Annotated in this window: 20 protein-coding genes and 1 pseudogene; 8 read left to right on the forward strand and 13 right to left on the reverse strand. The window is 60.9% G+C overall.

Annotated elements, in window-relative coordinates; genetic code table 11:
* Window positions 1–349: 349 nt before the first annotated feature.
* A complete protein-coding gene (locus tag ACPJXG_RS10965; RefSeq protein WP_425254243.1) occupies window positions 350–2,068 on the reverse strand; it encodes a methyl-accepting chemotaxis protein in 1,719 nt (572 codons plus the stop codon).
* Window positions 2,069–2,395: 327 nt separating this feature from the next.
* On the reverse strand, window positions 2,396–2,608 hold the full coding sequence (locus ACPJXG_RS10970) for a hypothetical protein (RefSeq protein ID WP_099403040.1): 213 nt from the start codon (window positions 2,606–2,608) through the stop codon (window positions 2,396–2,398).
* A 271-nt stretch (window positions 2,609–2,879) separates the two neighbouring features.
* On the opposite strand from ACPJXG_RS10970, the gene ACPJXG_RS10975 reads away from it, so the two are divergent.
* Window positions 2,880–4,217 (forward strand): polysaccharide deacetylase family protein, encoded by a 1,338-nt coding sequence (locus ACPJXG_RS10975; protein WP_425254244.1) that lies wholly within the window; start codon window positions 2,880–2,882, stop codon window positions 4,215–4,217.
* Between the two features lie 29 nt (window positions 4,218–4,246).
* On the opposite strand, the gene ACPJXG_RS10980 is transcribed toward ACPJXG_RS10975, so the two are convergent.
* Window positions 4,247–4,750, reverse strand: coding sequence for a DUF2939 domain-containing protein (locus ACPJXG_RS10980; RefSeq protein WP_161784157.1), 504 nt, complete (start codon window positions 4,748–4,750; stop codon window positions 4,247–4,249).
* A 124-nt stretch (window positions 4,751–4,874) separates the two neighbouring features.
* Window positions 4,875–5,321: a DUF2939 domain-containing protein gene (locus tag ACPJXG_RS10985; protein ID WP_425254245.1), complete on the reverse strand. Its 447-nt coding sequence runs from the start codon at window positions 5,319–5,321 to the stop codon at window positions 4,875–4,877.
* A gap of 112 nt (window positions 5,322–5,433) precedes the next feature.
* Between ACPJXG_RS10985 and ACPJXG_RS10990 the strand changes: the two genes are divergently transcribed.
* Window positions 5,434–6,273: a hypothetical protein gene (locus ACPJXG_RS10990; protein ID WP_425254246.1), complete on the forward strand. Its 840-nt coding sequence runs from the start codon at window positions 5,434–5,436 to the stop codon at window positions 6,271–6,273.
* Window positions 6,274–6,288: 15 nt separating this feature from the next.
* Window positions 6,289–8,508, forward strand: a complete 2,220-nt coding sequence (locus tag ACPJXG_RS10995; RefSeq protein ID WP_425254247.1) for a penicillin acylase family protein — start codon at window positions 6,289–6,291, stop codon at window positions 8,506–8,508.
* 127 nt (window positions 8,509–8,635) lie between these two features.
* On the opposite strand, the gene ACPJXG_RS11000 is transcribed toward ACPJXG_RS10995, so the two are convergent.
* Window positions 8,636–9,817, reverse strand: a complete 1,182-nt coding sequence (locus tag ACPJXG_RS11000) for a trans-sulfuration enzyme family protein (RefSeq protein ID WP_425254248.1) — start codon at window positions 9,815–9,817, stop codon at window positions 8,636–8,638.
* A complete protein-coding gene (locus ACPJXG_RS11005) occupies window positions 9,814–11,205 on the reverse strand; it encodes a pyridoxal-phosphate dependent enzyme (RefSeq protein ID WP_425254249.1) in 1,392 nt (463 codons plus the stop codon). The genes ACPJXG_RS11000 and ACPJXG_RS11005 overlap by 4 nt, the downstream gene beginning before the upstream one ends.
* A gap of 294 nt (window positions 11,206–11,499) precedes the next feature.
* On the opposite strand from ACPJXG_RS11005, the gene ACPJXG_RS11010 reads away from it, so the two are divergent.
* Window positions 11,500–12,048 carry a thymidine kinase gene (locus tag ACPJXG_RS11010; RefSeq protein ID WP_034778598.1) on the forward strand — a complete coding sequence of 183 codons (549 nt, stop codon included), beginning with the start codon at window positions 11,500–11,502 and terminating at the stop codon, window positions 12,046–12,048.
* 13 nt (window positions 12,049–12,061) lie between these two features.
* On the opposite strand, the gene ACPJXG_RS11015 is transcribed toward ACPJXG_RS11010, so the two are convergent.
* The 5 genes and pseudogenes from ACPJXG_RS11015 to ACPJXG_RS11035 all read right to left on the reverse strand — a co-directional run bounded on the left by ACPJXG_RS11015 (window position 12,062) and on the right by ACPJXG_RS11035 (window position 16,126).
* Window positions 12,062–12,334 carry a putative signal transducing protein gene (locus ACPJXG_RS11015; RefSeq protein ID WP_219312887.1) on the reverse strand — a complete coding sequence of 91 codons (273 nt, stop codon included), beginning with the start codon at window positions 12,332–12,334 and terminating at the stop codon, window positions 12,062–12,064.
* A 51-nt stretch (window positions 12,335–12,385) separates the two neighbouring features.
* Window positions 12,386–12,538, reverse strand: a pseudogene (locus tag ACPJXG_RS11020) (methyl-accepting chemotaxis protein); the annotation flags it as partial.
* Between the two features lie 6 nt (window positions 12,539–12,544).
* Window positions 12,545–13,402, reverse strand: coding sequence for a PoNe immunity protein domain-containing protein (locus ACPJXG_RS11025; RefSeq protein WP_425254250.1), 858 nt, complete (start codon window positions 13,400–13,402; stop codon window positions 12,545–12,547).
* Between the two features lie 4 nt (window positions 13,403–13,406).
* Window positions 13,407–13,712, reverse strand: a complete 306-nt coding sequence (locus ACPJXG_RS11030; RefSeq protein ID WP_425254251.1) for a hypothetical protein — start codon at window positions 13,710–13,712, stop codon at window positions 13,407–13,409.
* A gap of 443 nt (window positions 13,713–14,155) precedes the next feature.
* Window positions 14,156–16,126 carry a methyl-accepting chemotaxis protein gene (locus ACPJXG_RS11035; RefSeq protein WP_176389285.1) on the reverse strand — a complete coding sequence of 657 codons (1,971 nt, stop codon included), beginning with the start codon at window positions 16,124–16,126 and terminating at the stop codon, window positions 14,156–14,158.
* A 521-nt stretch (window positions 16,127–16,647) separates the two neighbouring features.
* Here ACPJXG_RS11035 and ACPJXG_RS11040 point away from each other — a divergent pair.
* Window positions 16,648–18,918, forward strand: a complete 2,271-nt coding sequence (locus ACPJXG_RS11040; protein ID WP_035819778.1) for a carboxy terminal-processing peptidase — start codon at window positions 16,648–16,650, stop codon at window positions 18,916–18,918.
* A 161-nt stretch (window positions 18,919–19,079) separates the two neighbouring features.
* On the opposite strand, the gene ACPJXG_RS11045 is transcribed toward ACPJXG_RS11040, so the two are convergent.
* On the reverse strand, window positions 19,080–20,006 hold the full coding sequence (locus tag ACPJXG_RS11045; RefSeq protein WP_425254252.1) for a LysR substrate-binding domain-containing protein: 927 nt from the start codon (window positions 20,004–20,006) through the stop codon (window positions 19,080–19,082).
* A 119-nt stretch (window positions 20,007–20,125) separates the two neighbouring features.
* Between ACPJXG_RS11045 and ACPJXG_RS11050 the strand changes: the two genes are divergently transcribed.
* Window positions 20,126–21,340 (forward strand): MFS transporter, encoded by a 1,215-nt coding sequence (locus tag ACPJXG_RS11050; RefSeq protein WP_425254253.1) that lies wholly within the window; start codon window positions 20,126–20,128, stop codon window positions 21,338–21,340.
* 163 nt (window positions 21,341–21,503) lie between these two features.
* Here the strand turns inward: ACPJXG_RS11050 and ACPJXG_RS11055 are convergent, their stop codons facing one another.
* A complete protein-coding gene (locus ACPJXG_RS11055; protein ID WP_225241695.1) occupies window positions 21,504–22,187 on the reverse strand; it encodes a pentapeptide repeat-containing protein in 684 nt (227 codons plus the stop codon).
* A 308-nt stretch (window positions 22,188–22,495) separates the two neighbouring features.
* Between ACPJXG_RS11055 and alaC the strand changes: the two genes are divergently transcribed.
* Both alaC and ACPJXG_RS11065 read left to right on the forward strand, forming a co-directional pair.
* On the forward strand, window positions 22,496–23,713 hold the full coding sequence (gene alaC / locus ACPJXG_RS11060) for an alanine transaminase (RefSeq protein WP_425254254.1): 1,218 nt from the start codon (window positions 22,496–22,498) through the stop codon (window positions 23,711–23,713).
* Window positions 23,714–24,110: 397 nt separating this feature from the next.
* Window positions 24,111–24,239, forward strand: a complete 129-nt coding sequence (locus ACPJXG_RS11065) for a hypothetical protein (protein ID WP_258002789.1) — start codon at window positions 24,111–24,113, stop codon at window positions 24,237–24,239.
* Window positions 24,240–24,303 lie beyond the last annotated feature (64 nt).

Consider the following 24,303-nt stretch of genomic DNA (forward strand, 5'->3'; position numbering starts at 1 on the left):
AAGTTTTGCTATTCATGCCATTTCCCATTGACGACTATTCATATCCGTTTCGACTGAATACACGAATAAAATCGTATTTGTCGTCAATATCTGGCGGGTGCATAGTGGAGTGCCGGCAGGCTCGTGCGAGCGCAACAGCGGCCAGGCATGGCGGCAGTTTGTCCTGCGGGAACGCAAAAAGCGGGATGGTTTTTGCCGTGCTGCGCGTGGCTGGACATTGAAAATACAACAGCTGCCGCGTTTTTTTTCGAAACGGGCGTGTTGTTGCAGCGCTACAGGGGACGGCGCCGTTTGCGGCGATCCCCTGTGAGCGTAAAGCGGGGCATGCGGGGCCGCATGCCCGATCAGCTTAAAACTCTTCCCAATCGCCGGCCGTCACGGCTTCCGCTTGCGCCGTGCGGTGTTTTGCGGGCGTGGCCTGGCGCTTGACGGTGCTGCTGGCCGCCGCCGGTACCAGGCGCAGCGGCTTGCGAATGGCACGCGCTGGCGCTGGTGCCGCCAAATGGGCGTCGTGTGTCTTGAAGATGCTCACGGTTTGCACCAGGTGGCTGGCCTGGTCGCGCAGGGATTCGGCCGCCGCCGCCGCTTCTTCCACCAGCGACGCGTTTTGTTGCGTGACGCTATCCATCTGCGTCACCGCCTGATTGATCTGCTCGATCCCGGTGGACTGTTCCTGGCTGGCCACCGTGATTTCAGCGATGATGTTGCTGACGCGGGCGACACTGGCGACCACCTCGGACATCGTCGTGCCCGCTTGCGCCGCCAGCCTGGCGCCCGCATCGACGCGGCTGACGGAATCGTCGATCAGCGTCTTGATTTCCTTGGCCGCGCTGGCGCTGCGCTGGGCCAGGCCGCGCACTTCGGTGGCGACGACGGCAAAGCCGCGTCCCTGTTCGCCGGCACGCGCCGCTTCCACTGCGGCATTCAGGGCCAGGATATTGGTCTGGAAGGCGATGCCGTCGATGACGCTGATGATGTCGACAATCTTGCGCGACGATTCGCTGATCAGGTCCATGGTGCCCATCACTTGTCCCACCACGGCGCCGCCCTTGCTGGCGACGTCCGATGCGGTGGTGGCCAGTACATTGGCTTCACGGGCATTTTCCGCATTCTTGCGCACGGTGCTGGTGAGTTCTTCCATCGAGGAAGCGGTTTCTTCCAGTGAACTGGCTTGCTGTTCCGTGCGCAGCGACAGATCGCTATTGCCGGTTGAAATTTCCTCGGCGGCAAGGGCCACCGTGTTGGAATCCTGGCGCACGGAGGACACTACCGTGGTCAGCGACGCCTGCATGCGCTGCAGCGCCGACAGCACGCTGACGCTATCGTGCGGTGCGACGCTGAGTTGGCCGGTCAGGTCGCCGGCGGCAAGCAGGCTGACGGCGTCGCACAACTGCTTCGGTTCCGCGCCCAGCGCCTTGAGCAGGCTGCGCGTGATGAGCCAGCCCGCCAGGGCCGCCAGCACGATGGACAGCAGGCTGGCGCCGATGAGGATATTCCTGTTGAGAATGTAGTGCTCTTTGTCTTCCTGCAAGATGACGGCGGAGTGCTTGTCCGTCAGGGCGAAATACTCATCGCTGGCGGCGACCAGGGCGGCCAGCAGCGGGCGGCACTCCTCGTTCATCTTGACGATGGCTTGTTCGGTTTTCTTTTGCAGCGCCAGGTCGACGATGCCCAGCGCCACGGGAGCATAGCGCTTTTCGATGCTGTCGATCTTGTTGATGATGGCGCGCACCTCGTCCGATACCTCCGGCTGCTGTGCCAGCTGCAGCAAATGCTGCATGTTCCTGACGACATCGGCGTGTGCCTGCAAGACTTGTTTGCGTTCGATTTCCAGGTCTTCCGGCTTGGTGACGAGCACCAGGTTCCTGGCCGCCACGGCGCGCATGTCGATCGCGTCACGCACGCGGTGCGCAGTATTGGCGCGCGCCGTGATGCCGTTGACATACTGGTCAAAGCCGGCGTTGAAGGTGGAAAAACTCCGTACGGACAGGATCGAGATGCCGATGAGGAAAAAGACCAGCAGGCCGAAAGCCAGAGTGAGCTGGGTGCGTACGGTGAATTTATCCATGATGTCTCTCCCAAAAATACGTGTTGAAGATTAGAAAGGGGGCGTGCGTGGGACGGGTGCAGGCGCTTGCCTGGCAGCGGGTGGTGCCCTACGCAGTGCTTCTCTATCCAGAACACGGATTCGTGGTGTGAGGATGGTGTTACTTAAAAACCGATTTCAATAATTTATTTGTTTTATTTATTAAATTCATTGTTGCACAAAAAATTCAGCAGATCAATCAGATTTTGCGTGCCAAAAAACAACTTTTTGACGGGCAAGGTTTGTCCCCGTGCCGCCGGACCGGGCGCGGGAGAGCGTCCGGAACCTGCAACTGCGCCGCCAGTGCTTTCAGATGGGAAATGCACCCGCGCCCGACACATTCAGGCAGGCGACCTTGTCGCTGGAGAAATACTTGATTTGGCCCAGGCCGATGGCGTAGCAGCCGTCGCTGAGCGGGGAAATGGGGCCGGTGAGTTTTTCACCGCTGACCAGGGTCACGACCCAGGGCGTGGTGGCCGGTTTGCCCGCGTGGGTCAATGCGTGTTGTACCAGGTCCGACATGTTGCCTCCGATGGAAATCAAAGCTTGATGATAGCAGGGCTGAAGCAGCCTATCCTTGTGTGCACGGGCCTGTAGCACGGGTATAACCGAGGCAGCTATGGGTGTCATAAAATATTTGCAATTATTATGTCCATAATTGCAATGATTTGGTATAGTTGATAATTACTCGAGGAAAGAAATCCTGCGAGAAATAATATATTTCTTATATCTTTTCTGTTGCAGGGTGTGCATTTCATCGGCCGCCAGGCACAGTCTCCCTGAAAGCCGCACCATGTCCAGCCAGTACCATGACGCACCGCCCCGCTTTTCCATGCCCCCGCCGCCGGTTACCAATACGCCGCTGGAATTCATGCCCACGCACGATCTGTCGTTCTGGGACAGCGATGTGACGCCGGGCTGCACGGTGTCGCTCGATGCCGCCGTGTCGTTCAAGGATGGCTACCCCTCCTTGCGCATCGACCTGCCTGCCGGATTGCCTGCCGGTACCGTCGTGAAAGTTGGAACGACAGGCGCTGCCGGCAAGGGCCAGCCGCGCATCCCGTTCAACTGGGATTTACAACGCTTTTCCTTCGCCCTGCGCTCGACGAATGCCGCCATCATGCAGACGGGTGGCATGATTTACCTCGGGAACAGCGATTACAGCAGTTTCTGGTCCGGCTTCCTGAATGCCTTGCATTACGGCGGTTCCGCCGCCGCTGACACATTGATGTTCGTCGACAATGCGTGGTGGGTGCCCAAGCTGGCCACGCCGCTCGATTGCGAGGGCACGCCCACGGCACAAAACCTGTCGCGCGGGAAATTTACCGTGCAGCTGACCGCCGCCACCACGCAGCCGGAAACGATCTGGCTGGGCATGCTTGCGGCATTGCCGAAGCGTAAATTGCCCACCGTCATCTTGTCCTTTGATGATGGTTATGCCTCATGGGATACGTATCTGATGGAGCGGCTGAAATATTATGACTTGCCCGCTTCGTTTGCCATCGTCACGTCGCTGCTGGGGAAATCTGATTACATGTCGGCCGAGCGCATGAAGGCGCGTTTCGACGATCCGTCGCGCCTGTTCGACTTTACCCTGCACCAGAGCGTGCACGACAATGTGGCGGTACAGGGTTCGGCCCAGTACGTCACGGCGCTGCAGGTGGGGCGCGACCAGATGCGCGCGGCCGGTATCGGCGGCGATGGGCCATCGCACCATGCGTGGGTCGAATCGTTGTGGACCAATACGGCCATCGACGCCATGCGCGCCGCCGGTTTTCTGTCGGCGCGCGGCGCCGGCTATACGGCAGAGCGCGGCTTTGACCAGGTGTTTTTCTCCGGCAATGACAAGGATGCGTACATCCTCAATACGTCCATGGTCAACCTGACAAACGACGCCAGCTTTGCGCAAGTCCAGGCGGCGATCCAGGCGGCGGTGGACGACGGCAGCTTTGTATTTGTCAACGGCCACGATATCGTCAGGACGCCAGCGTCCGACTACCAGACTTCGTATGCTGTCATCGATGAATTGCTGGCATGGCTGGCGGGGCAAGTGGCTGCCGGGGAGTTGCAAGTGGTGTCGCATAGCCGCTGGTTTGCCGATACGTCGGGCAGGGTGACGGACCGTCGCTGATCGCCGCGGAAGAAGGCTGCGCCGGCGCTTTACGCGTCGGCCAGCAAGTTCTTCGGCAGGGCCACCGACACCAGTTTCCAGCGCCACAGGCCGTCGCGCGTCAGGGTCAGTTCGCCGATATGGCTTTTGCTGTGGGCGCGCTGCACCACGACGCTATCCCAGGAGGTGTAGCGCAGTTTATAGTCGGGCTTGGTGTTGCGCTTGCGGCCGCTGATGTCGCTGACCTTGGCGATCGGCTTTTCGTAGCGGTCATTGAGCTTCATCAAGGCGACGATGCCCTCTGGCATCAGCATGGTATCGAGCAAGGGGTCAATGACGTCGGGGCTGATGTCGTCTGCCACTTCGGGCGCCGAGAACAGGGTGTGCAGTTGTTGCCCCAGGCTGCCGCGCAGCTGGGGCAGGTCGATATGCGCAGCCAGGGCCTGGCTATCCTCGTCCATGGTCGCCGCGCGGATCTCGTTCATGGTGAAATACGGGCTGCCATAGAAGGCGCCGGCCAGCGCGACCAGTGCCACTACAGCGAGAAGCATCATTCTTTTCATCGTGCAATCTCTCGGATGCCTGGCGATCCGTGCGCCTGAAGTGTTGGCATTCTACATAATATTTCCAAAAGTCAACATAGCGGTTTAGGTAAGTGTTGTTTTAGATCAAGTTTCGTCAGAGTAATTCTGGCGGCAAGGTAATGTCCGTCAGTTTCCAGTCCCAGATGCCATGGCGGCGCAGCAAAAACTGGCTGGCGGCGGAGCCGGCGCCGCTGCGCCGCAGCACCACTTCATTCCAGGAGCGGTACGCCATGCCGAAGTCGTGGCGCTTGCCGTCCGTCCCCTGCTTTCCGTGCAATATCAATACCGTGATGCCGGGCGGCGAGACGATGGTATCGAGCATTTCCTTGAAATCGTCTTCGTTGGCCGTTTCGCCGGCCTCCCGCAACTGGCGCGCCACGCTGGCCCGCACGGCCGGCAGGTCGGCCTGCTGCGCCAGGGTTTCCAGGCGCACGGATTTCGCCGCGATGCTGATGCGGTACATGGCGATGTAGGGGCTGACCCAGGTGAAGCCGATGGCGGCAACGCCAAAAATGATCGCGGTGGCGTACTTTCTTTTCATGGTCCGTGTTTTTGTATGAGCTGTGCCGCCGTGATTTTACCCGGCCAGCGGTGCCGGATGGTGTAGCATTCGTGCCGGCGCGGACCATCGCGCCGCAATATTGAGGACAACCATGAATATCACTATCAATCAGGTGCTGCAGTCGTATATCGACCCGCTCACCGCCAGCGAGTACGCGGCGCTCGAGCGCAGCCTGCTGGCCGAAGGCTGCCGCGATGCGCTGGTGCTGTGGAACGACGTGCTGATCGACGGGCATAACCGCTACGCCATCTGCCGCCAGCACGGCATCGAATTCAAGACCATCCAGAACACCAGCTTTACCTCGCTCGACGACGTCATGCTGTGGATGATCGACAATCACCTGGCGCGCCGCAGCGTGTCGGACTTCCAGCGCGGCGTGCTGGCCCTGCGCAAGAAGGAAATCGTCGCCGCGCGCAGCCCGGCGCCCGTCAGCGCCCAGGATGCGCCCGACGGCGAAAACGCGCCCAAGCCCCCCATGAGCACGCGCGAAGAAGTGGCCAAGGCGGCGCGGTTGAGCAGCAACCAGATCAGCCAGATCGAGAAAATCCAGAAAGCGGCGTCGCCGGAACTGGTGGAAGCCGTCCGTTCGGGCACGATCTCCATCAATGCGGCGGCCACCGTGGCATCCCTGCCGCCGGAAGAACAGGTGGCAGCCGTCGCCGGTGGTAAAAAACTGCTGCGCCAGGCGGCCAAGGAAATCCGCGAACAGCGCGCCGCCACGCGCACGCCGCGCGAGCCGAAGGCACCCCACGTGTCGCAGGACACGCCGGAGACGGGCAATGAGCCGTGGGCGGACAACGCGGCCCAGGCGCCATCCGAAGCGGAGCGCCTGCGCGGCGAGATCGCCAGCCTGAAACAGCGGGTGGCGCAGCTGCAGGCGGAAAACGTGGAACTCAACCAGCGGATTGCAACCCTCATCGACGCATCCTGATTAGTGGAGTAGTGCATGCCAGCTCGCCGTGCCCTGTTCGCCGCCATCGCCTGCGGCGCCGTTGCCGTTCCCCCGGTGCTGGCCGCGCCCGCCGTTTCTGTCACGGACATGGCCCGCTGGCAGGCGCAGGCGACTAATGTCAGCATCGCGCGCGATACCTGGGGCGTGCCCCACGTGACGGGCAAGACGGATGCCGATGCCGTCTTTGGCCTGATGTATGCGCAGGCCGAAGACGATTTCCCGCGCGTGGAACTCAATTACATCAACGCCATGGGGCGGCTGGCGGAAGTGGAGGGCGAACGGGAACTGTACCGCGACCTGCGCATGAAGCTTTTCATCGACCCGCTTGCGCTGCAAGCGCAGTACGGCGCCAGCCCGCCGTGGCTGCGCAAGTTGATGGATGCGTTTGCCGATGGCCTCAATTTTTACCTGGCCACGCATCCGCACGTCAAACCAAAGCTGATCACGCATTTCGAGCCGTGGATGGCCCTGAGCTTCAGCGAGGGCAGCATCGGTGGCGATATCGAATCGATCAACCTGGCGCAGCTCGAAGCGTTTTATGGCCAACAGGCCAGGCCGGCCGCCGTGGCGCTGGCCAGCGTGGAAACCGGGTTGGCGTCTGGATTGGAGCCTGAGCCGAGTGGCTCGAACGGCTTCGCCATCGCGCCCGCCATCACGAAAAATGGCCATGCGCTCTTGATGATCAATCCGCACACGTCCTTTTACTTCCGTCCCGAAGTACAGATGACCAGCGGCGAAGGCCTGAACGCGTATGGCGCCGTCACCTGGGGCCAGTTTTTCGTCTATCAGGGTTTTAACGAGCGCCTGGGCTGGATGCATACCTCGGGCGGCGGCGACGTTATCGACGAATACCTGGAAAGCATCGTCGACCGTGATGGCGCCTGGTTCTACCGCTATGACGGCGGCCTGCGCCCCTTGAAAGCCGTGCCGATGATCTTGCCCCACAAACTGGCCGATGGCGGCATGGGCTCGAAAACCATCACCGTCTATTACAGCCATCACGGCCCCGTCGTGCGCGCGCAGGACGGTAAATGGGTGGCCGTGCGCCTGATGCATGAACAGTTGAAGGCGTTGACGCAATCGTACACGCGCACCAAGGCGCGCGATTACGCGGCGTTTTACAAGACCATGGAACTGCGCACGAATTCGTCGAACAATACCGTGTATGCGGATGCGGACGGCAATATCGCCTACTTTCACGGCAATTTCATCCCCGTGCGCGACCCGCGTTTCAACTGGAAGCAGCCCGTCGACGGCAGCGACCCGGCCACGGAATGGAAAGGGCTGCACACGGTGGCGCAGACCATCACCCTGTTCAATCCGAAAAATGGCTGGATCCAAAACACGAACAACTGGCCGTATTCGGCGGCCGGCGCCGACAGCCCGCGCCAGCAGGACTACCCCGCCTACATGTCCGTGTATGGCGAAAACGCGCGCGGCCTGCACGCCGTCAAGGTCTTTCAAAATAAAACAGGTTTTACTCTCGACAGCCTGATCGCCGCCTCGTATGACAGCGAACTGACGGCGTTCGAAGCGCTGCTGCCGCCGCTGTTCGCGGCGTACGACGCACTGCCGGCCTGCGACGCGCAAAAGCTGGCGCTGGCCGACAAGGTGGCTTTGCTGCGAACCTGGGACTGGCGCTATGCGCTGACGTCCACCGCCACCCCGCTGGCCGTGTTCTGGGGCCAGGAGCTGGCCGAACTGACAGGGAAACAGGCTCGCGAACAGGGCGTGCCCGTGGTGGACTTCATGGCAACAGACAAGGTCAGTGCGGACCAGCGCCTGGCCGCGCTGGCGACGGCGGCCGATAAACTGCAGCGCGATTTCGGCCACTGGCAAACGCCGTGGGGCGAGATCAACCGCTTCCAGCGCCTGACGGGCGACGTGGTGCAGCCGTTCGACGATGCGCAAGCCAGCTTGCCCGTGCCTTACGCGTCGGGCAACTGGGGCGCGCTGGCCGCGTATGGACAGAGCAGCAAGAGCACCACGCGACGGATCTATGGCGAGCGTGGCAACAGCTTTGTCGCGGCCGTGGAATTTGGCCCGCGCATCAAGGCGAAAAGCATCCTCGCCGGCGGCCAAAGCGGCGACCCGAAGTCGCCCCACTTCAAGGACCAGGCGGCCATGTATGCGCGCGGTGAATTCAAGGACGTGCTGTTTTATCCCGAGGACGTGGCCAGGCACCTGGAACGCAGGTATCGGCCGGGGGAGTGAGTGCTGTTGCTGATGCCAACGATGTGTCGGATTACGCACGGCGTTGCCGTGCTAATCCGACCTACGACATACCAGAGCATGTAGGTCGGATTAGCGGCGGCACGCCGCGTAATCCGACAACTACCCCTCAAATCGCATCAAGCGCCGTGCGCAAGTCATGCCGCAAATCCTCGATATCCTCGATCCCCACCGACAGCCGGATCAAGCCATCACCGATGCCCAGCTTGGCCCGCTGTTCGGCCGGGATGCTGGCATGCGTCATCAGGGCCGGGTGCTCGATCAGGCTTTCCACGCCGCCCAGGCTTTCGGCCAGGGCGAATACTTCGCAGCGTTCGAGGAAGCGCCGCGCGCCGGCCAGGTCCGTATCGAGGTCGATCGAGATGATGCCGCCGAAACCATCCATCTGGCGCTGTGCCAGCGCGTGCTGCGGATGCGTGGCCAGGCCCGGATAGAAGACTTTTTTCACTTCCTTTTGCTGCTCCAGCCACTGCGCCAGCGCCAGGGCGCTTTCGCAATGGCGCTGCATGCGGATGGCTAGGGTTTTCACGCCGCGCAGAGCTAAAAAGCTGTCGAACGGCCCGGCAATCGCGCCCACGGAGTTTTGCAAAAAGCCCAGCTGCTCGCGCCATTCGGCCTGGCGTTCTTCCGCACCGACGATGGCGATGCCGCCGATGATGTCCGAGTGGCCGTTCAGATACTTGGTGGTCGAGTGCACGACGATGTCGAAACCATGTTCGAGTGGGCGCTGCACCAGCGGGCTGGCGAAGGTATTGTCGGCCACGGCGATGATGCCGCGTGCGCGGCAGATGTCGGCTATGGCCCGCAAGTCGGCCAGCTTCAGCATGGGATTCGTCGGCGTTTCGACCCACACCATCTTTGTTTCCGGGCGCAGCGCGGCCAGCAGATTTTCGGGATTGGTCAAATCGACATACGTGAATGCGTGACCGGCCGAGCGGCGGCGCACGCGCTCGAATAAGCGGTAGGTGCCGCCGTACATGTCGTCGCCGGCGACGATATGGCTGCCCGCATCGAGCAATTCCAGCACGGACGAGATGGCTGCCAGGCCCGAGGCAAACGCGAAGGCCGCGCTACCGCCTTCCAGGTCGGCTACGCAGCGTTCGAGCGCCCAGCGCGTGGGATTGTGCGAGCGGCCATAGTCCAGGCCCTTGTGCACGCCGGGGCTGTCCTGCACGAAGGTGGAGGTGGCGTAAATGGGCGGCATGATGGCGCCCGTCGACGGGTCGGGCGACTGGCCGGCGTGGATGACACGCGTGGCGAGATGGCTCTTGCGGGTGGTTTCCTGGCTCAAGATAGTGTCCTGCGTAAGTGGTTGAGAAGGTCGAAGCGGGTGATCAGGCCGTAGAAGGCGGCATCGTCGGCGACGACGGCCGTCAAGCCCCGGTCCAGGGTGGCGCGCAGGGCGGACAAGCCGCTGGACGGCGCCAGGGTTTCGATCTGCGTCGTCATGGTGGCGCCCACCAGACCGGCGAAATGCGCGGCGTCGCCCGAGACATGCAGCAGCAAGTCCGATTCGTCAAGAATGCCGATCAGCTGGCCGCCGTCGATGACGGGCAACTGGGCCAGGTCGCTCGAGCGCATGCGGTTGAAGGCCGTGAGCAGGGTGTCGCTAGGCGCCACGCTGACGACGTCGCCCTCGTCATAGCGGCGTCCGATCAGGTCGCGCAAGTCGCCCGACACGGCCCGTTGCAGCAGGCCCTGGTCGCGCATCCAGCCGTCGTTGTAGACTTTGGATAGATAGCGCGTGCCAGTGTCGCAGACAAACGTGACAACGCGCTTTGGCGTCGTCTGTTCGCGGCAGTATTTGAGGGCGGCCGCCAGCAGGGTGCCGGTGGACGAACCGCCTAAAATGCCTTCGGCAAGCAGCAAGGCGCGCGCGGAATCAAAACTTTCCTGGTCCGTGATGGTGTAGGCTTTCGTGACGCTTTCCATGTCGGCGATCGAGGGAATAAAATCTTCGCCGATGCCTTCGACGGCCCACGAGCCGCTCGTGTCCGACACTTTGCCGGACTCGATATATTCGGTGAGGATGGAGCCTTGCGGGTCGGCCAGCACGAATTCCAGCTTCGGCTGCGCCTTGCGGAAGTAGCGCGTCAGGCCCGTCAGGGTGCCGGACGAGCCGACGCCGACGACGATGGCGTCCACGTCATGGCCGCTCTGCTCCCAGATTTCAGGGGCCGTTGTCGTTTCGTGGGCCAGCGGATTGGCGGGATTGTTGAACTGGTCGGCAAAGAAGGCGCCGGGCAGTTCGCGCGCCAGGCGCGCCGCGTAATCCTGGTAGTACTCAGGATGGCCCTTGCCCACGTCCGAGCGCGTGGTGTGCACTTCGGCGCCCAGGGCTTTCAGGTGCAGCACTTTTTCCGTCGACATCTTGTCTGGTACGACGAGGATGACGCGGTAGCCCTTGATGCGGCCGACCAGCGCCAGGCCGATGCCGGTATTGCCGGCCGTCGCCTCGACGATGGTACCGCCCGGCTGCAAGCTGCCGTCGGCTTCTGCCGCTTCGATGATGGACAGGCCGATGCGGTCCTTGATGGAACCGCCGGGATTTTGTGATTCCAGTTTCAGGAACAGCTGGCATAGGCCCGTGTCTAGCCTGGTCACTTCGACCAGCGGGGTATTGCCGATCAGCTTGTATAGCGCTGGCGGCTGGGGTGGGGATGGCATTCGATCATTCATGGTGGCTCCTGTCAGAGAAACAACGGCTCCGGATTGTGTCCGGAGCCGCCTTCCGTGCCGCGCAGTGTAGGCGGGTGGACGAGTGCGGCGAACGAATGTTTATATGCTTGCATATGCGCCGTTCGCATATCGGCTGCAAGGTTCGCGATGCGAGTATGCGCCGTTTTTAGCCCGCTTGCCGCGCCAATGGCACGACTATTAAGCTGCCGCAAGCGCGCCATTGCGATTTATAATCACGCCTCGAAAAGGTACTGAACAGTATCCTGAAAAACCAGACGAACAGGGCAGGCGGCAGTGGCAAAACTTTATTTCCGGTATTCCGCGATGAACGCGGGCAAGTCGACGGCCTTGTTGCAGGTCGCGCACAACTACGAAGAGCAGGGCCAGCAGGTACGCCTGTACACGGCCGCCATCGACAGCCGCTACGGCGTGGGCAGAGTAACGTCGCGCCTGGGGCCGCAGCGCCAGGTCGATATCTTCCATGCCGACACGAATTTCCTCAATGACATTCCGCAAGTGGCCTGTTTGCTGGTGGACGAAGCGCAATTTCTCAGCACGGCCCAGGTGCAGCAGCTGCACCAGCTGGCGCAAGTAAAGGGCGTGCCCGTCATCTGCTACGGCTTGCGCACGGATTTCAAGGGCGAACCGTTCCCCGGCTCGGCCTATCTGCTGGCGCTGGCCGACGATATCGAAGAATTGAAGAATATTTGTACCTGCGGCAAGAAGGCCACGATGAACATCCGCGTGGATGAACAGGGCCGCCGCATCAAGGAAGGCGAGCAGATCAGCATAGGCGGCAACGAGAGTTACCGCCAGGCGTGCGGGCGCTGTTTTTACTCGTAAATCTACTCGTAAATTAATCGGCGACGGGCGCGCCTACATCGGCATCATCCGACAAGGCCAGATCGCCCCGCTCGAAGGCGGCCAGTATCTCATTGGCGCGCGCAACGTCGTGCTCGCGCACCAGCACGCGGGCGCCGCCGATGGCGGCTGCCAGCAGCATGTCGGCCTGCATGTGCTGGTCGTCCGTCAGCAGCACGTCGATGCCGGCCGCTGCCAGGCAGCCGCGGATGACGTGGGCATCCGTGGGGATCATCAGCCGGGCAATCAAAACATAGTCGTCGTGCATGGTTTCTCCTGGGGCGGTGGATTCTGCCCCATCTTAGCACCCGGACTGCACTTACAGCTTGAACACGCCCACCACCTGGTTCAGCTCCTGCGCCTGCTCCTGCAGGGCGTCGGCGGCCGCGGCCACTTCTTCCACCAGGGCCGCGTTCTGCTGGGTCACCTGGTCCATCTGGGCGATGGCCTGGTTGACTTGCTCGATGCCACTGCGCAGTTACCCGTCTGCCTGCGCCGGTGCGCTTGAGCCGTTTGGATTGTTCCGTTGAGTTCTGGCGAAATCCACCAGATCCCCTGGATAAAATTGCGCGTCGCGGTAGCTGCGGTCGTCGATATCGAGCAGGTAAGTGATGGCGGCTGCCTCCCAGGACCAGTATCCCATGAAGCTTGTGCCTCGGGTATGGCTGTCGTGGTAGGGTTCGCGATGGCTGGCGTGGTACCAGTCGTCCAGATATCCGGCCATCAATTCGCTGCGCTTTTCCTTGGGCGCCGCGAAAATCTTCAGCGTCTTGAAGTAAGGCAGGTGGCGGGTGCATTCGTCCGGCGGCGTACCGCGCTCAGATAGGTAGAAAGCGAGCAAGCGTTCCAGCATAGCGTCGCGTCGCGGGTTGTGATAGTCGAGAAGCGCTGGTAAACGAGGCAACAAATGCCCCCAGCCAAGCAGGATGCCAAGGCAGACTAATCGGTTTGCCTGGTCGAAGCCTTCACCAAGAAGAGGAAGGTGGGCGACATAGGTTTCACGTCCCTCCGGGGTGGCGTCGTATGCCTTGTCATACTTGGCATATTCTTCCCAATATTCCAGCGCGGTAGGGTAGAAGGAGCGGAGAACGGCCAAGGACACTCCTGCGGAATAATTTATTGACAGTAAATTTATAGAATTCCACGCTCTTGACTGTGTCATCATCATTAACTGTGCGGCGTCTTTATCTGCCATCCACTCCGAATTTTTCATATTTCGACCGAATCGAGGAATTCTTATTGTCAAGTCCTTTGCAAGGTCAAGATATGTCGCGTAGTCAAAAAGAGATTCTCGCTTCTTTTGCAAAAATTCAGTCAATGAGAAAATATTGTTCATCACATTATTTTGTGGTTATTTTATCTGGCAGGTTAATCAATAGCTGAATATCATGGGTCGCCCCCTTCGATTTTTCGTGTTTACTTAATTGACGACCTGTTACCAGCGATATCCAGCGCTGATAGGGGAAATTTCTTTCGCCTTCTCTGAAATCGGTAATCAGGCCTTCCTCGCCACGCAGGCATTCGAGCAGCAGTTTGTCGGGGCCGAGCGGGGTCGTCAGCCGTAAGAGGCGGGTGGTTTGCGTGAAGCCGCCCGGCATGGCATGCGGGCTGGATGCCTGGGGCTGTGAGTCAGTCGGCTGTGACATCTGGCAATACTCCCGTGTGCGGTACGCTAGGTTGCAATGCAAATTAAGTAATATTTATTTTGTGGCATTACACCTTGGATGAGGCCGTTGCGCAAGCGTGATTCAATTGAAATGCCAATTAATTCAAGATGAGTCCGTGGAGAATGAATGGCTGTGCTCGCTGGTCTTGCACAGCCAGAGCTTTAGGCTTTACTCGTACGCGGGCGTTCGTTACCCGCTTGCTTGCATAAGTATGATGTGCCGCTGTCTATCCGCCACTGGACGCAGGCGACAGAAGGCTGTCGCCGTCCATTGTGAGAAGCAATGATTTTACGAAAGAAGTATGTGCATTGGCGCATGCGTGACATCTTGCGGGAGGGGGCGCCGGGTTGCCATTGAAGAGTGCCATGGCAGCACATCTCCCGGCTGCGTTGATTCATGTCATCCTGACACCCGGACTGCATTTACAGCTTGAACACACCCACCACCTGGTTCAGCTCCTGCGCCTGCTCCTGCAGGGCGTCGGCGGCCGCGGCCGCTTCTTCCACGAGGGCCGCGTTTTGCTGCGTCACCTGGTCCATCTGGGCGATGGCCTGGTTGACTTGCTCGATGCCGCTGCGCTGCTCTTCGCTGGCCTGCGCGATCTCGGCCATGATGGTGCTCACTTGCTGCACGCTGGCCACCACGGTCTCCATGGTGGCGCTGGCCTGGCTCACCTGGGCGTGGCCCAGGTCCACCGTGCTGGCGGATGCCTGGATCAGGTCCTTGATGTCTTTTGCCGCTGCCGTCGAGCGCTGCGCCAGAGTGCGCACCTCGGTGGCGACGACGGCAAAGCCGCGTCCTTGTTCGCCGGCCCTGGCCGCTTCCACGGCCGCGTTCAAGGCCAGGATATTCGTCTGGAAGGCGATACCGTCGATGACGCCGATGATGTCGGCGATCTTGCCCGAGGAACTGCGGATGGCGTCCATGGTGCTGGCCACCTGCGCCACGGCGGCGCCGCCCGTCGCGGCCAGGCTGGACGAGTCGTGCGCCAGCCGGCTTGCCTGCTGCGCGTGGTCGACGTTCTGGCGCACGGTGGAACTGAGTTCCTCCATCGAGGCGGCCGTCTCTTCCAGCGAACTGGCTTGCTGCTCCGTGCGGCTCGACAAGTCCAGGTTGCCGCTGGCGATTTCACCGGAGGCCGTGGCGATCTGCCCGGCGCTGCCGCGCACATTGCTGACGACTTGCGACAGGTTGTCGCTGATGCGGTTCATGGCCAGCAGCAGGCGGCCGATTTCGTCCAGGCTGGTCGTGTCGAGGTGCACCGTCAGGTCGCCGGCGGCGATTTGCGCGGCGGCCGTTTCAGCGGCGGCCAGGGGGCGCGACACGAGGGTGCGCACCAGCCAGTACAGCAGCAGGGCGAAGACGAGCAGGGCGATGAAGCCGGAAACGGCCAGCTGGTTGCGCATCTGGCGCGCTTCCAGGGTGATCTCGTCCGTGAACGTGCCGCCTGCGATGATCCATTGCCAATCCTTGAACTGGCGGTAATACAGCTGCTTTTCGCGCGCGCTGGCAGCCGTTTCACCGGGCGCCGTCCACGTATAGCGCATGGCGCCGTCTTTTTGCGCCAGCATGTCCTGGATGAACAGGCGTCCGTCGCTGGCCTTGAACTCGAGCGCGCTCTTGCCTTCGCTGTTCGGATGCAGCACCAGGTGGCCGTAATTGGCGCCTGGCGCCGTGTCGACGATATAGATGTAGCCCGTCTGGCCGATCTTGACCTGGCGAATCTTCTCTTTCAGCATGGCCAGATTCTTGCTGATGTCCAGGCCGATGAACAGCACGCCCACCACCTTGCCGCCTGCGTCGCGCACGGGATCATATTGCGTGATGTATTGCTTGCCAAACAATGTGGCCATGCCGACGAAGCGCTGGCCCGCGCGCAGCGGCGCATAGCTGGGGTGGTTGTGGTCGAGCTGGGTGCCGATGGCCCGTTCGCCATCCTGTTTTTTCAGCGAGGTGCTGATGCGCACGAATTCATCGCCATTGGCGGCAAAAATGGTGGCGATCACGCCCGTTTGCGCCGTGTAGCGGTCGACCAGGGCCGTGTCGAGGTTGAGCACCTTGCCGCCGTTGGCCAGGGCTGGTGTGGCCTTGCCTGCCACGGCCACCATGGCGCCCGTGTCGACCGTGAACGGGCCGGGAAATTCGGCCGCGAACAGGCGCGCGAAGCTGGCCGCCTCGTTGACCATGGCGGTATGAAACACTTGCGTGGTCGTCATGACGCTATTGAGTTCGCTGGTGACGGCTGCTTCGGCGCGCTGTTCCAGTGCAGTCGAGGTGCGGATGCTGATCAAGGTCGTCAGGCTGGCGAGGATCAGGCTGACGAGGGCAAAGGTGAAAATGGTGATCTTGCCGCCGACACTCCAGTGGCGGGGGGAGAACGAAATTGTAGGCATAGTTTGAGTCTGGCAAAGGGTAATCAGCTCGGCCATTCCTGGTCATGACATGACACGCGGGGAGGGGATCTGGTGGGAATACTGTTGAAACGAAGGCGCGCCGGCTGTGGGAGCTGCGCATGCGCAAGCTGGATTTCAGGGCGCGATGATAGCATGTTGCTTGCGTTTTGTTACTAAGTGTTTCCCGCAGGAATCATTTTTTTCGCATAAAAACATCATCCGCATCAAGGATTGTAAAAATAGCCTGTTGACTTTTTTGATTTCAATCATGGTCTTTGATATTCGTCGCTGACGGGTGATGCAATTTTTGTCACGAATGTTTCACTTTGTAATGAATGAGACGCCGCCCTTAATTCGCGTTTAAGCTTCCGGGAAGAAACTGATATTCCATGGGAGACTGCCAGGCCGTATCCTGTAGAATAATATGCAGACCAGTCGTGTATTCCCCTTACTGTCTTGCTGGCTGGCGCACGAATAGCTGCGCCGCCTGGAATTGATTCAACTAATTTTCGGAGAAGCCGATGAAGAAGCAAATGATGCTGGTCACCCTGGTGCTTGCCCTGTCAGCCAACGCTGGCGCAGCCCAGACGGACAAGAGCGCCGCTCCTCCGCTACCCATGAAGCCGCTGGCCCAGCAAACGCAGGCCGCCTTGTGGGCATCGCGCGTATTGACACGCGTCCATTACAAGGCCATGCCGCTCGACGACGCCATGTCGGAGAAAATCTTCGACCGTTACTTCAAGTCGCTGGACGCGGAAAAACTGTTTTTCGTGCAGGCTGACGTCGACCGTTTCGCGCCGCTGCGCACCAGGCTCGATGACGCCATCATCAATGAAGACCTGACGGCGCCGTTTGCCATCTACAACCTGTACCAGCAGCGTTTCGACGAGCGCATGGCGTATGCGCGTGAATTGCTGAAAACCAAGTTCGACTTTACGGCCGACGAGAGCTACCAGCTCGACCGCGAAAAGGCCGCCTGGCCGAAAAACGACGAGGAAGTGCGCGACCTGTGGCGCAAGCGCGTCAAGAACGACTGGCTGCGTCTGAAACTGGCGGGCAAGGAAGACAAGGCCATCCGCGAGACGCTGGACAAGCGCTATGAAAGCTACACGACGCGTGCGCGCAAGCTCAACAGCGAAGACGTGTTCCAGATCTTCATGAACTCGTATGCCATGTCGATCGAGCCGCATACCAATTACCTGGGCCCGCGCGCCTCGGATAACTTCGACATCGCCATGCGGCTGTCGCTCGAAGGCATCGGCGCCGTGCTGCAGACGCGCGACGAATACACGGTGGTGCGCGAAGTCGTGCCGGGCAGCCCGGCCGGTTTGTCGGGCAAGCTGAAGGTGGGCGACCGCATCGTCGGCGTGGGGCAGGGCGAAAGCGGCCCCATCACCGAAGTGCTGGGCATGCGCATCGACGACGTGGTGCAGCTGATCCGCGGCGCCAAGGATTCCGTGGTGCGCCTCGACATCCTGCCGGCCGACGCCGGCCCGGACGCCAAGCACGTGGTCTTGCCGCTGGTACGCAAGAAAATCAGCATGGAAGAGCAGGCGGCGAAGAAATCGATCATCGAAGTGCGCGACAACGGCGTCAAGCGCCGCATCGGCGTCATTTCCCTGCCGACCTTCTACCAGGATTTCGAAGCGCGCCGCCGTGGCGACAAGGACTTTAAAAGCGCCACGCGCGACGTCACCCGCTTGCTGGGCGAGTTGAAGAAGGACAAGGTTGACAACGTCCTGATCGACTTGCGCAACAACGGCGGCGGTTCGCTGAATGAAGCCGTCGAACTGACGGGCCTGTTCATCGACAAGGGTCCTGTCGTGATGCAGCGCAATGCCGAAGGCAAGGTCGAAGTGGAAAGCGATACGAATGCCGGCCTGGCCTGGGATGGCCCGATGGGTGTGCTGATCAACCGCGGCTCGGCATCGGCTTCCGAAATTTTCGCCGCCGCCGTGCAGGACTACGGCCGTGGCGTCATCATCGGCGAAGGCAGCTTCGGCAAGGGCACGGTGCAGACCCTGTTCAACCTCGACCGTTTCGGCGGCAGCGAGAAAGCCCGTTTCGGCGAGCTGAAAATGACCATCGCCCAGTTCTTCCGCATCAATGGCGGCACCACGCAATTGCGCGGCGTCACGCCTGACATCAAGCTGCCGGCCATGTCGGACGCGGAAAACTTCGGCGAATCGAGCTATGACAATGCTCTGCCATGGGTGGCCGTCAAGCCGGCATCGTACATGCCGACGGGCGACCTGAAGGAGATCGTGCCGCTGCTGGACAAGAAGCATGACGCGCGCGTGGCCAAGGACAAGGATTTCCAGTACTTGCTCGATGACATCGCCCTCGTCGTCAAGCAGCGCAAGGAAAACCAGATTTCGCTCAATGAAACCGTGCGCCGCAAGGAGCGCGATGCCCAGGAAGCGCGCGCCAAGGCCCGTGAAAAACGCCTGATCGCGCAGATTTCGAATCCTGCCGACGACCTGGTGGTAATTCCTGATCCGAAAGACGTGCTGAAGGGCGCGAAAGCGGCCAACAAGACGGCCAAGCAGATCGCCGCCGTGAAGGGCGCCTTGCGCACCGACGACGGCTTGCAGGGTGACGAACGGGCCCTGAGCGCCGAACTGGACGCCGAAACGGCCGCGAAGAGCGCCAAGGACGTGCTGCTGAACGAAGCGGCGCGCATCCTGGCCGACGAAGTGGCGCTGATCAAGGCCGATACCCGCCTGGCATCCAAAGTCTTGCCGTATGCCGCGGATGTCAAGGCGACACCGGTGGCGGCGACATCGAAGTAATCAAGGTGGAGTAGGGGGAGAGTTATCTGTTTCGCGTATTTCTATCATTCCAACAATCAATTGGATTGATATGTCGCGACGCAGCATAATGCACTTGTCTCCTCTATTCTCCTCCAAGAAAATAGATTCAGCCCGCTCTCGTAGCGGGCTTTTTTTTTGCCTCAGATTTTGTGCGTGGGCAGTTGTACGTCGAGGTGGGCAGCCAGCAGGGCCGTCAGCCAGCCGGCAAACGCCTGCAGCTTGGGCGTGGCCAAACGGCCTTGTGGCGTCAGCAGTGACATGGGCATGGGTGTCGGCGAGCAGTCGGGCAGCACGGCCACCAGGGCGCCGCTGTCGAGGTGCGCGCGTACCTGGTACATGGCCGCCTGCGCCACACCCAGCCCTTGCAGCGCGCAAGCGACGCTGGCGTCCGCGTCGTTGACGGCGATGGGGCCGGCCATCTGCACGCGCACCACTTCCTTGCCTTGTTGGAAATCCCAGTCGAAGGCGCGTCCCGTGCGGCCCGAGTAATGCATGATGCCCAGGTGCGCCGCCAGGTCGGCCAGGGTGTGCGGCGTGCCATGTTGCGCCAGGTAGGCGGGCGAGGCGCACGTGACGAAGTGCATCAGGCCGATCTGTTTGCCGATGAAGGCGGAATCCTGCAAGGTGCCCACGCGCAAGGCGCAATCGATGCCTTCCTGCGTCAGGTCGACGAGGCGGTCCGTCAGGCTCAGCTGCAATTGCACGTCCGGATACGCGCCATGGAATTGCGCGATATGGGGAATGATCAGGCGCCGGCCCACGGTATTGGGCAGGTTGATGCGCAGCAAGCCGCGCGGTTTTTTCGCATCCGGGCCACGGAAGGCCAGTTCCGCCGTGTCGACGGCTTTCAAAATGTCGATGCAATGGCGAAAATATTCGGCGCCTTCCGGCGTCAGGGACAAACGGCGTGTGGTGCGCTGCAGCAGCTGCGTGCCCAGGTAGGCTTCCAGCTTTTGCAGGGTGGCCGTCAGCGCGGCGCGCGGCAAATTCAGGGTTTCGGCCGCCTTGGAAAAACTGTTGGCCTCGACGATGCGCACGAAGGTTTGCATGGCCTTGATCTTGTCCATGGGATAGCTTCCGTTTAATTGTTCATCTTATGTGAAAAGTATAAGCGGATTATGCCCTAATTATCTTTGCCTCAGCTTTGCCTAGAATGGCAACATCCCTATCGAACCGAGGAAACAACATGAACAAGGCCTCACCGTCTGCTCCCCACGACATTTCGCCCGCCATGGTGCTGCTGCTGGCCATCGCTTCCGGCCTGATCGTCGCCAATCTGTATTACGCGCAAACCCTCGTCGGGCCCATCAGTGCCTCGACGGGCCTGTCGGCCAAGGCGGCCGGGCTGATCGTGACCCTGACGCAAGTCGGCTATACCCTGGGCCTGTTGTTTGTTGTGCCGCTGGGAGACTTGCTGGAAAACCGCCGCCTGATCATCACCGCCTTGCTGGTGACAGCCACGGCCCTCGTGGCGGCGGCGCTCTCCACGGGCGCCATCGTTTTTCTCGCCGCCGCTCTGGCCATCGGCTTGGGTTCCGTGGCGGCGCAAGTGATCGTGCCGTTTGCCGCCCACCTGTCGCAGGAAGCGACGCGGGGCCAGACGGTGGGCAAGGTGGTCAGCGGCTTGTTGCTGGGCATCATGCTGGCCCGCCCCGTGGCCTCGCTGGTGGCTGCGCATGCCAGCTGGCACGTGGTGTTTGGCGGCGCCGCAGTACTGATGCTGGCGCTGGCTGCCGTGCTGCGCCGCGCCTTGCCCGTGCGCCAGCCCGTGTCGAGCATGAAATATCCGGCCCTGATGGCCTCGCTGTGGCATTTGCTGCTGGGTACGCCAGTGCTGCGCCGCCGCGCCGCCTATCACGCTGGCCTGTTTGGCGCCTTCAGCCTGTTCTGGACCGTCACGCCGCTGGTGCTGTCCAGCCCCGCGTTCGGCCTGTCGCAAACGGGCATCGCCATCTTTGCCCTGGTGGGCATGGCTGGCGCCGTCGCTTCCCCCATCGCCGGCCGCCTGGCCGATGCGGGCCACACATTGCCAGCCACGGCCGTTGCACTGGCGCTGGGCATCGTCGCCTTTGCCTTGCCGATGTTTGCGCCAACATCGAAACACGTGGCGCTGGGGCTGCTGGTGGTCGCTTCCATCGTGCTCGACATGGGTGTGGCCGCCAACCTGGTGCTGGGCCAGCGCGCCATCTTCAGCCTGGGCGCTGAAGTGCGGGGCCGTCTGAACGGCCTGTATTTCGCCCTGTTCTTCGCCGGCGGCGCGGCCGGCTCGGCCATCGGCGCCTGGGTGTATGCGAGCTATGGCTGGCAAGCGACCTTGCTGACTGGCATGGCGTTTCCGGGCCTGGCCCTGCTGGTGTGGCTGGGAGAATTTTTACCGCAGGCCACGCGCCGTACGGCTTGAGACCCTGATGGCGCCTCATTATCACTGATGAGTATTTCTATCATCATGAAGATAAAGTGGCGTGATATGCGGCGGTGCCGCAAGATGCACTTGTCTCCTCTATCTCCTCCAAGGAAATAGATTCAGCCCGCTTCCATAGCGGGCTTTTTTTTGCCTTTTCAGATCAAATCACCACCAGATCGAGCGCGCGCATGAAGTTGGCCGCTTGTGCATGCGTGATGACGGCGCCTTTCAGCAGCGCTGCTTCGCTCAATTTGAAACCGTCGATATCGGCGCCGCGCAAGTCCGCGCCCTGGAACTTCGCCAGCTTGATGGTGGCATTGCGCAAGCTACCGCCTTCGAAGACGGCCTCGCGGAAGTCGCAGCCGGCCAGGTAGGCGTCGGAAAAATCCAGCTGTTTTAAGGTCGCCTTGCGGAACGAAAAGCCGCGCAGGTCGGCGCCCACCAGCAGGCTGTCTTCGAAGGTGAGGCCCAGGTGGGCCACTTCCTCGAACGAGGCGCCCGTCAGCTTGCAGCCGCGGTAGGTGGCCGAGGCCAGCTTGGCGCGCCGCCATTTCGTGTTGTTCAGGTCGCAGCCTTCGAACGTGGCATCGACGGCATCGACGGACTCGAAATCGGCGCTGCCCGCGCGGCAGCGGCGCCAGGTGCTGCGCGCCAGTTTGCTGGCAAACAAGTTCGTTTCGGCAAAGGTGCAGCGTTCAAACGTGCAGCCCTGCAGATCGAGGCGCGACAAGTCTTCGCCGTCGAACGCGCAATCGATGAAGTGGTGCACTGATTGGGCCAGTTGCTGCTCGATGCCGGCGCGGTCCAGGGTCATGCCAGTTACTGCGGTGTCGTGTGTTGCCATCCGTCTCATTCCTAAAGTAAAAACAGGGGAGGGATGGCGCGGCGGGAAAATGCACGAACCAGAACACCTCCCCGGCTGGTGGTACAGTCAGAGGTCAGCGCCGTGGGTCCGCGTGGGCGGGAGCATGCCGGACTGTGCCGGGCACTTACCGGGTTACCAACCGGTGCGCTCATTTTCGATCAGCCTGCATTGTAACGGCTTGACTGCACACTTGCCAGTTCTTGCGAAGCCGGGTTAGTATCGTCACAGGCGCACACATTGTGCCAACGTCGCTCGGACGGATCCGGGCGCTTACGTATAGAGATACCATGACCGACAGCCAAGCTCCGCGCAGCTTTTCGCGCATCAATCGCCTTCCCCCCTACGTTTTCAATATCACCGCCGAACTCAAGATGGCCGCGCGCCGCCGTGGCGAGGACATCATCGACATGTCGATGGGCAATCCCGATGGCGCCACGCCGGCCCACATCGTGGACAAGCTGGTCGAGACGGTCAAACGCCCCGACACGCACGGCTATTCCGCCTCAAAAGGCATCCCCCGTCTGCGCCGCGCCATTGCGCACTGGTACAAGAAGCGCTACGAGGTCGACATCGACCCGGACAGCGAAGCCATCGTCACCATCGGCTCGAAAGAGGGCCTGGCCCACTTGATGCTGGCGACACTCGACCGTGGCGACACGGTGCTGGTACCCAATCCCAGCTATCCGATCCACATCTGGGGCGCCGTGATCGCGGGCGCCGACATCCGCTCCGTGCGCATGGGACCGGGCGTGGATTTCTTTGCCGAACTGGAACGGGCCATCCGCGAAAGCTATCCGAAACCGAAGATGATGGTGCTGGGCTTCCCATCCAACCCGACGGCGCAATGCGTGGAGCTGGAATTCTTCGAGCGCGTGGTGGCGCTGGCGAAACAGCACAATATTCTGGTGGTGCATGACCTGGCGTATGCCGACATCACCTTCGATGGCTGGAAGGCGCCGTCCATCATGCAGGTACCGGGCGCGCGCGACGTCGCCGTCGAGTTTTTCACCATGTCGAAAAGCTACAACATGGCCGGCTGGCGCATCGGTTTCATGGTGGGCAACGCGGAACTGGTGGCGGCCCTGGCGCGCATCAAGAGTTACCACGACTACGGCAGTTTTACCCCGGTGCAAGTGGCGGCCATCGCCGCGCTGGAAGGCGACCAGAGCTGCGTGACGGACATCTGCGCCCAATACCAGCGCCGCCGCGACGTGCTGGTGAAAGGCTTGCATGAAGCGGGCTGGATGGTGGAAAAACCGAAGGCCTCGATGTACATCTGGGCGCATATTCCGGAAGCGTACCGCCACCTGGGTTCGCTGGAATTTGCCAAGCTGCTGCTGCAAAAAGCCAAGGTGAGCGTCTCGCCCGGCATCGGCTTCGGCGAATATGGCGATGAATATGTGCGCTTCGCCCTGATCGAAAACGAGGCGCGGGTGCGGCAAGCGCTGCGCGGCATCAAGAATATGTTGCGTTCTGGCGACGGGAAAATGGAAGCAGCAGCATAAAAGTTGCCGTATGGAATTCTTCGTTGCCCTTAATATCACTGCTGCGTATTTCTGACATCACGAATATAAAGTGGTTTTATATGCTGCAACGCGGCATCATTCATCTGTCTCCTCTATCTTCCTCCAAGGAAATAGATTCAGCCCGCTCCCGCAGCGGGCTTTTTTTTTCAGTGCGCTCCTGGCTTCACAAGACAGCCTCCGGCGGCAGGGCCTGTTTTTCCGACGAAAATGTGCGGCTTCACCGGGTGCTTGAAAACGCTGCGCCACTACCGCGTGCTGCTTGCCTCGGCGATTCTCACCATCGCGGCCGGGTGGTTATACTCGGACATTCACTTGACAACACAGGGATAAGGTGACTAGCATGAAGTACAGGGAATTAAGTACAAGGAGTTCGATCATGGCGCGATTGGTACATCAATTCTTGCAAGATGAAGAGCGCAGCCGCAACCTGGTCGCGGCGGTAGGCATGGGGGCGGGCGTGATACTGCTTACCTTATCGATACTTAATACTTTTCTGGCCCGTTAATTTGCCCAGCTTGCCAGGCGTCGCCGCCGCCCGCAGGCGGCGTGTCGACATGCTGGCTACTGCA

Origin of the sequence: Janthinobacterium sp. NFX145 (genome assembly GCF_049810325.1) — a bacterium.
GTDB classification, from domain to species: domain Bacteria; phylum Pseudomonadota; class Gammaproteobacteria; order Burkholderiales; family Burkholderiaceae_D; genus Janthinobacterium; species Janthinobacterium rivuli.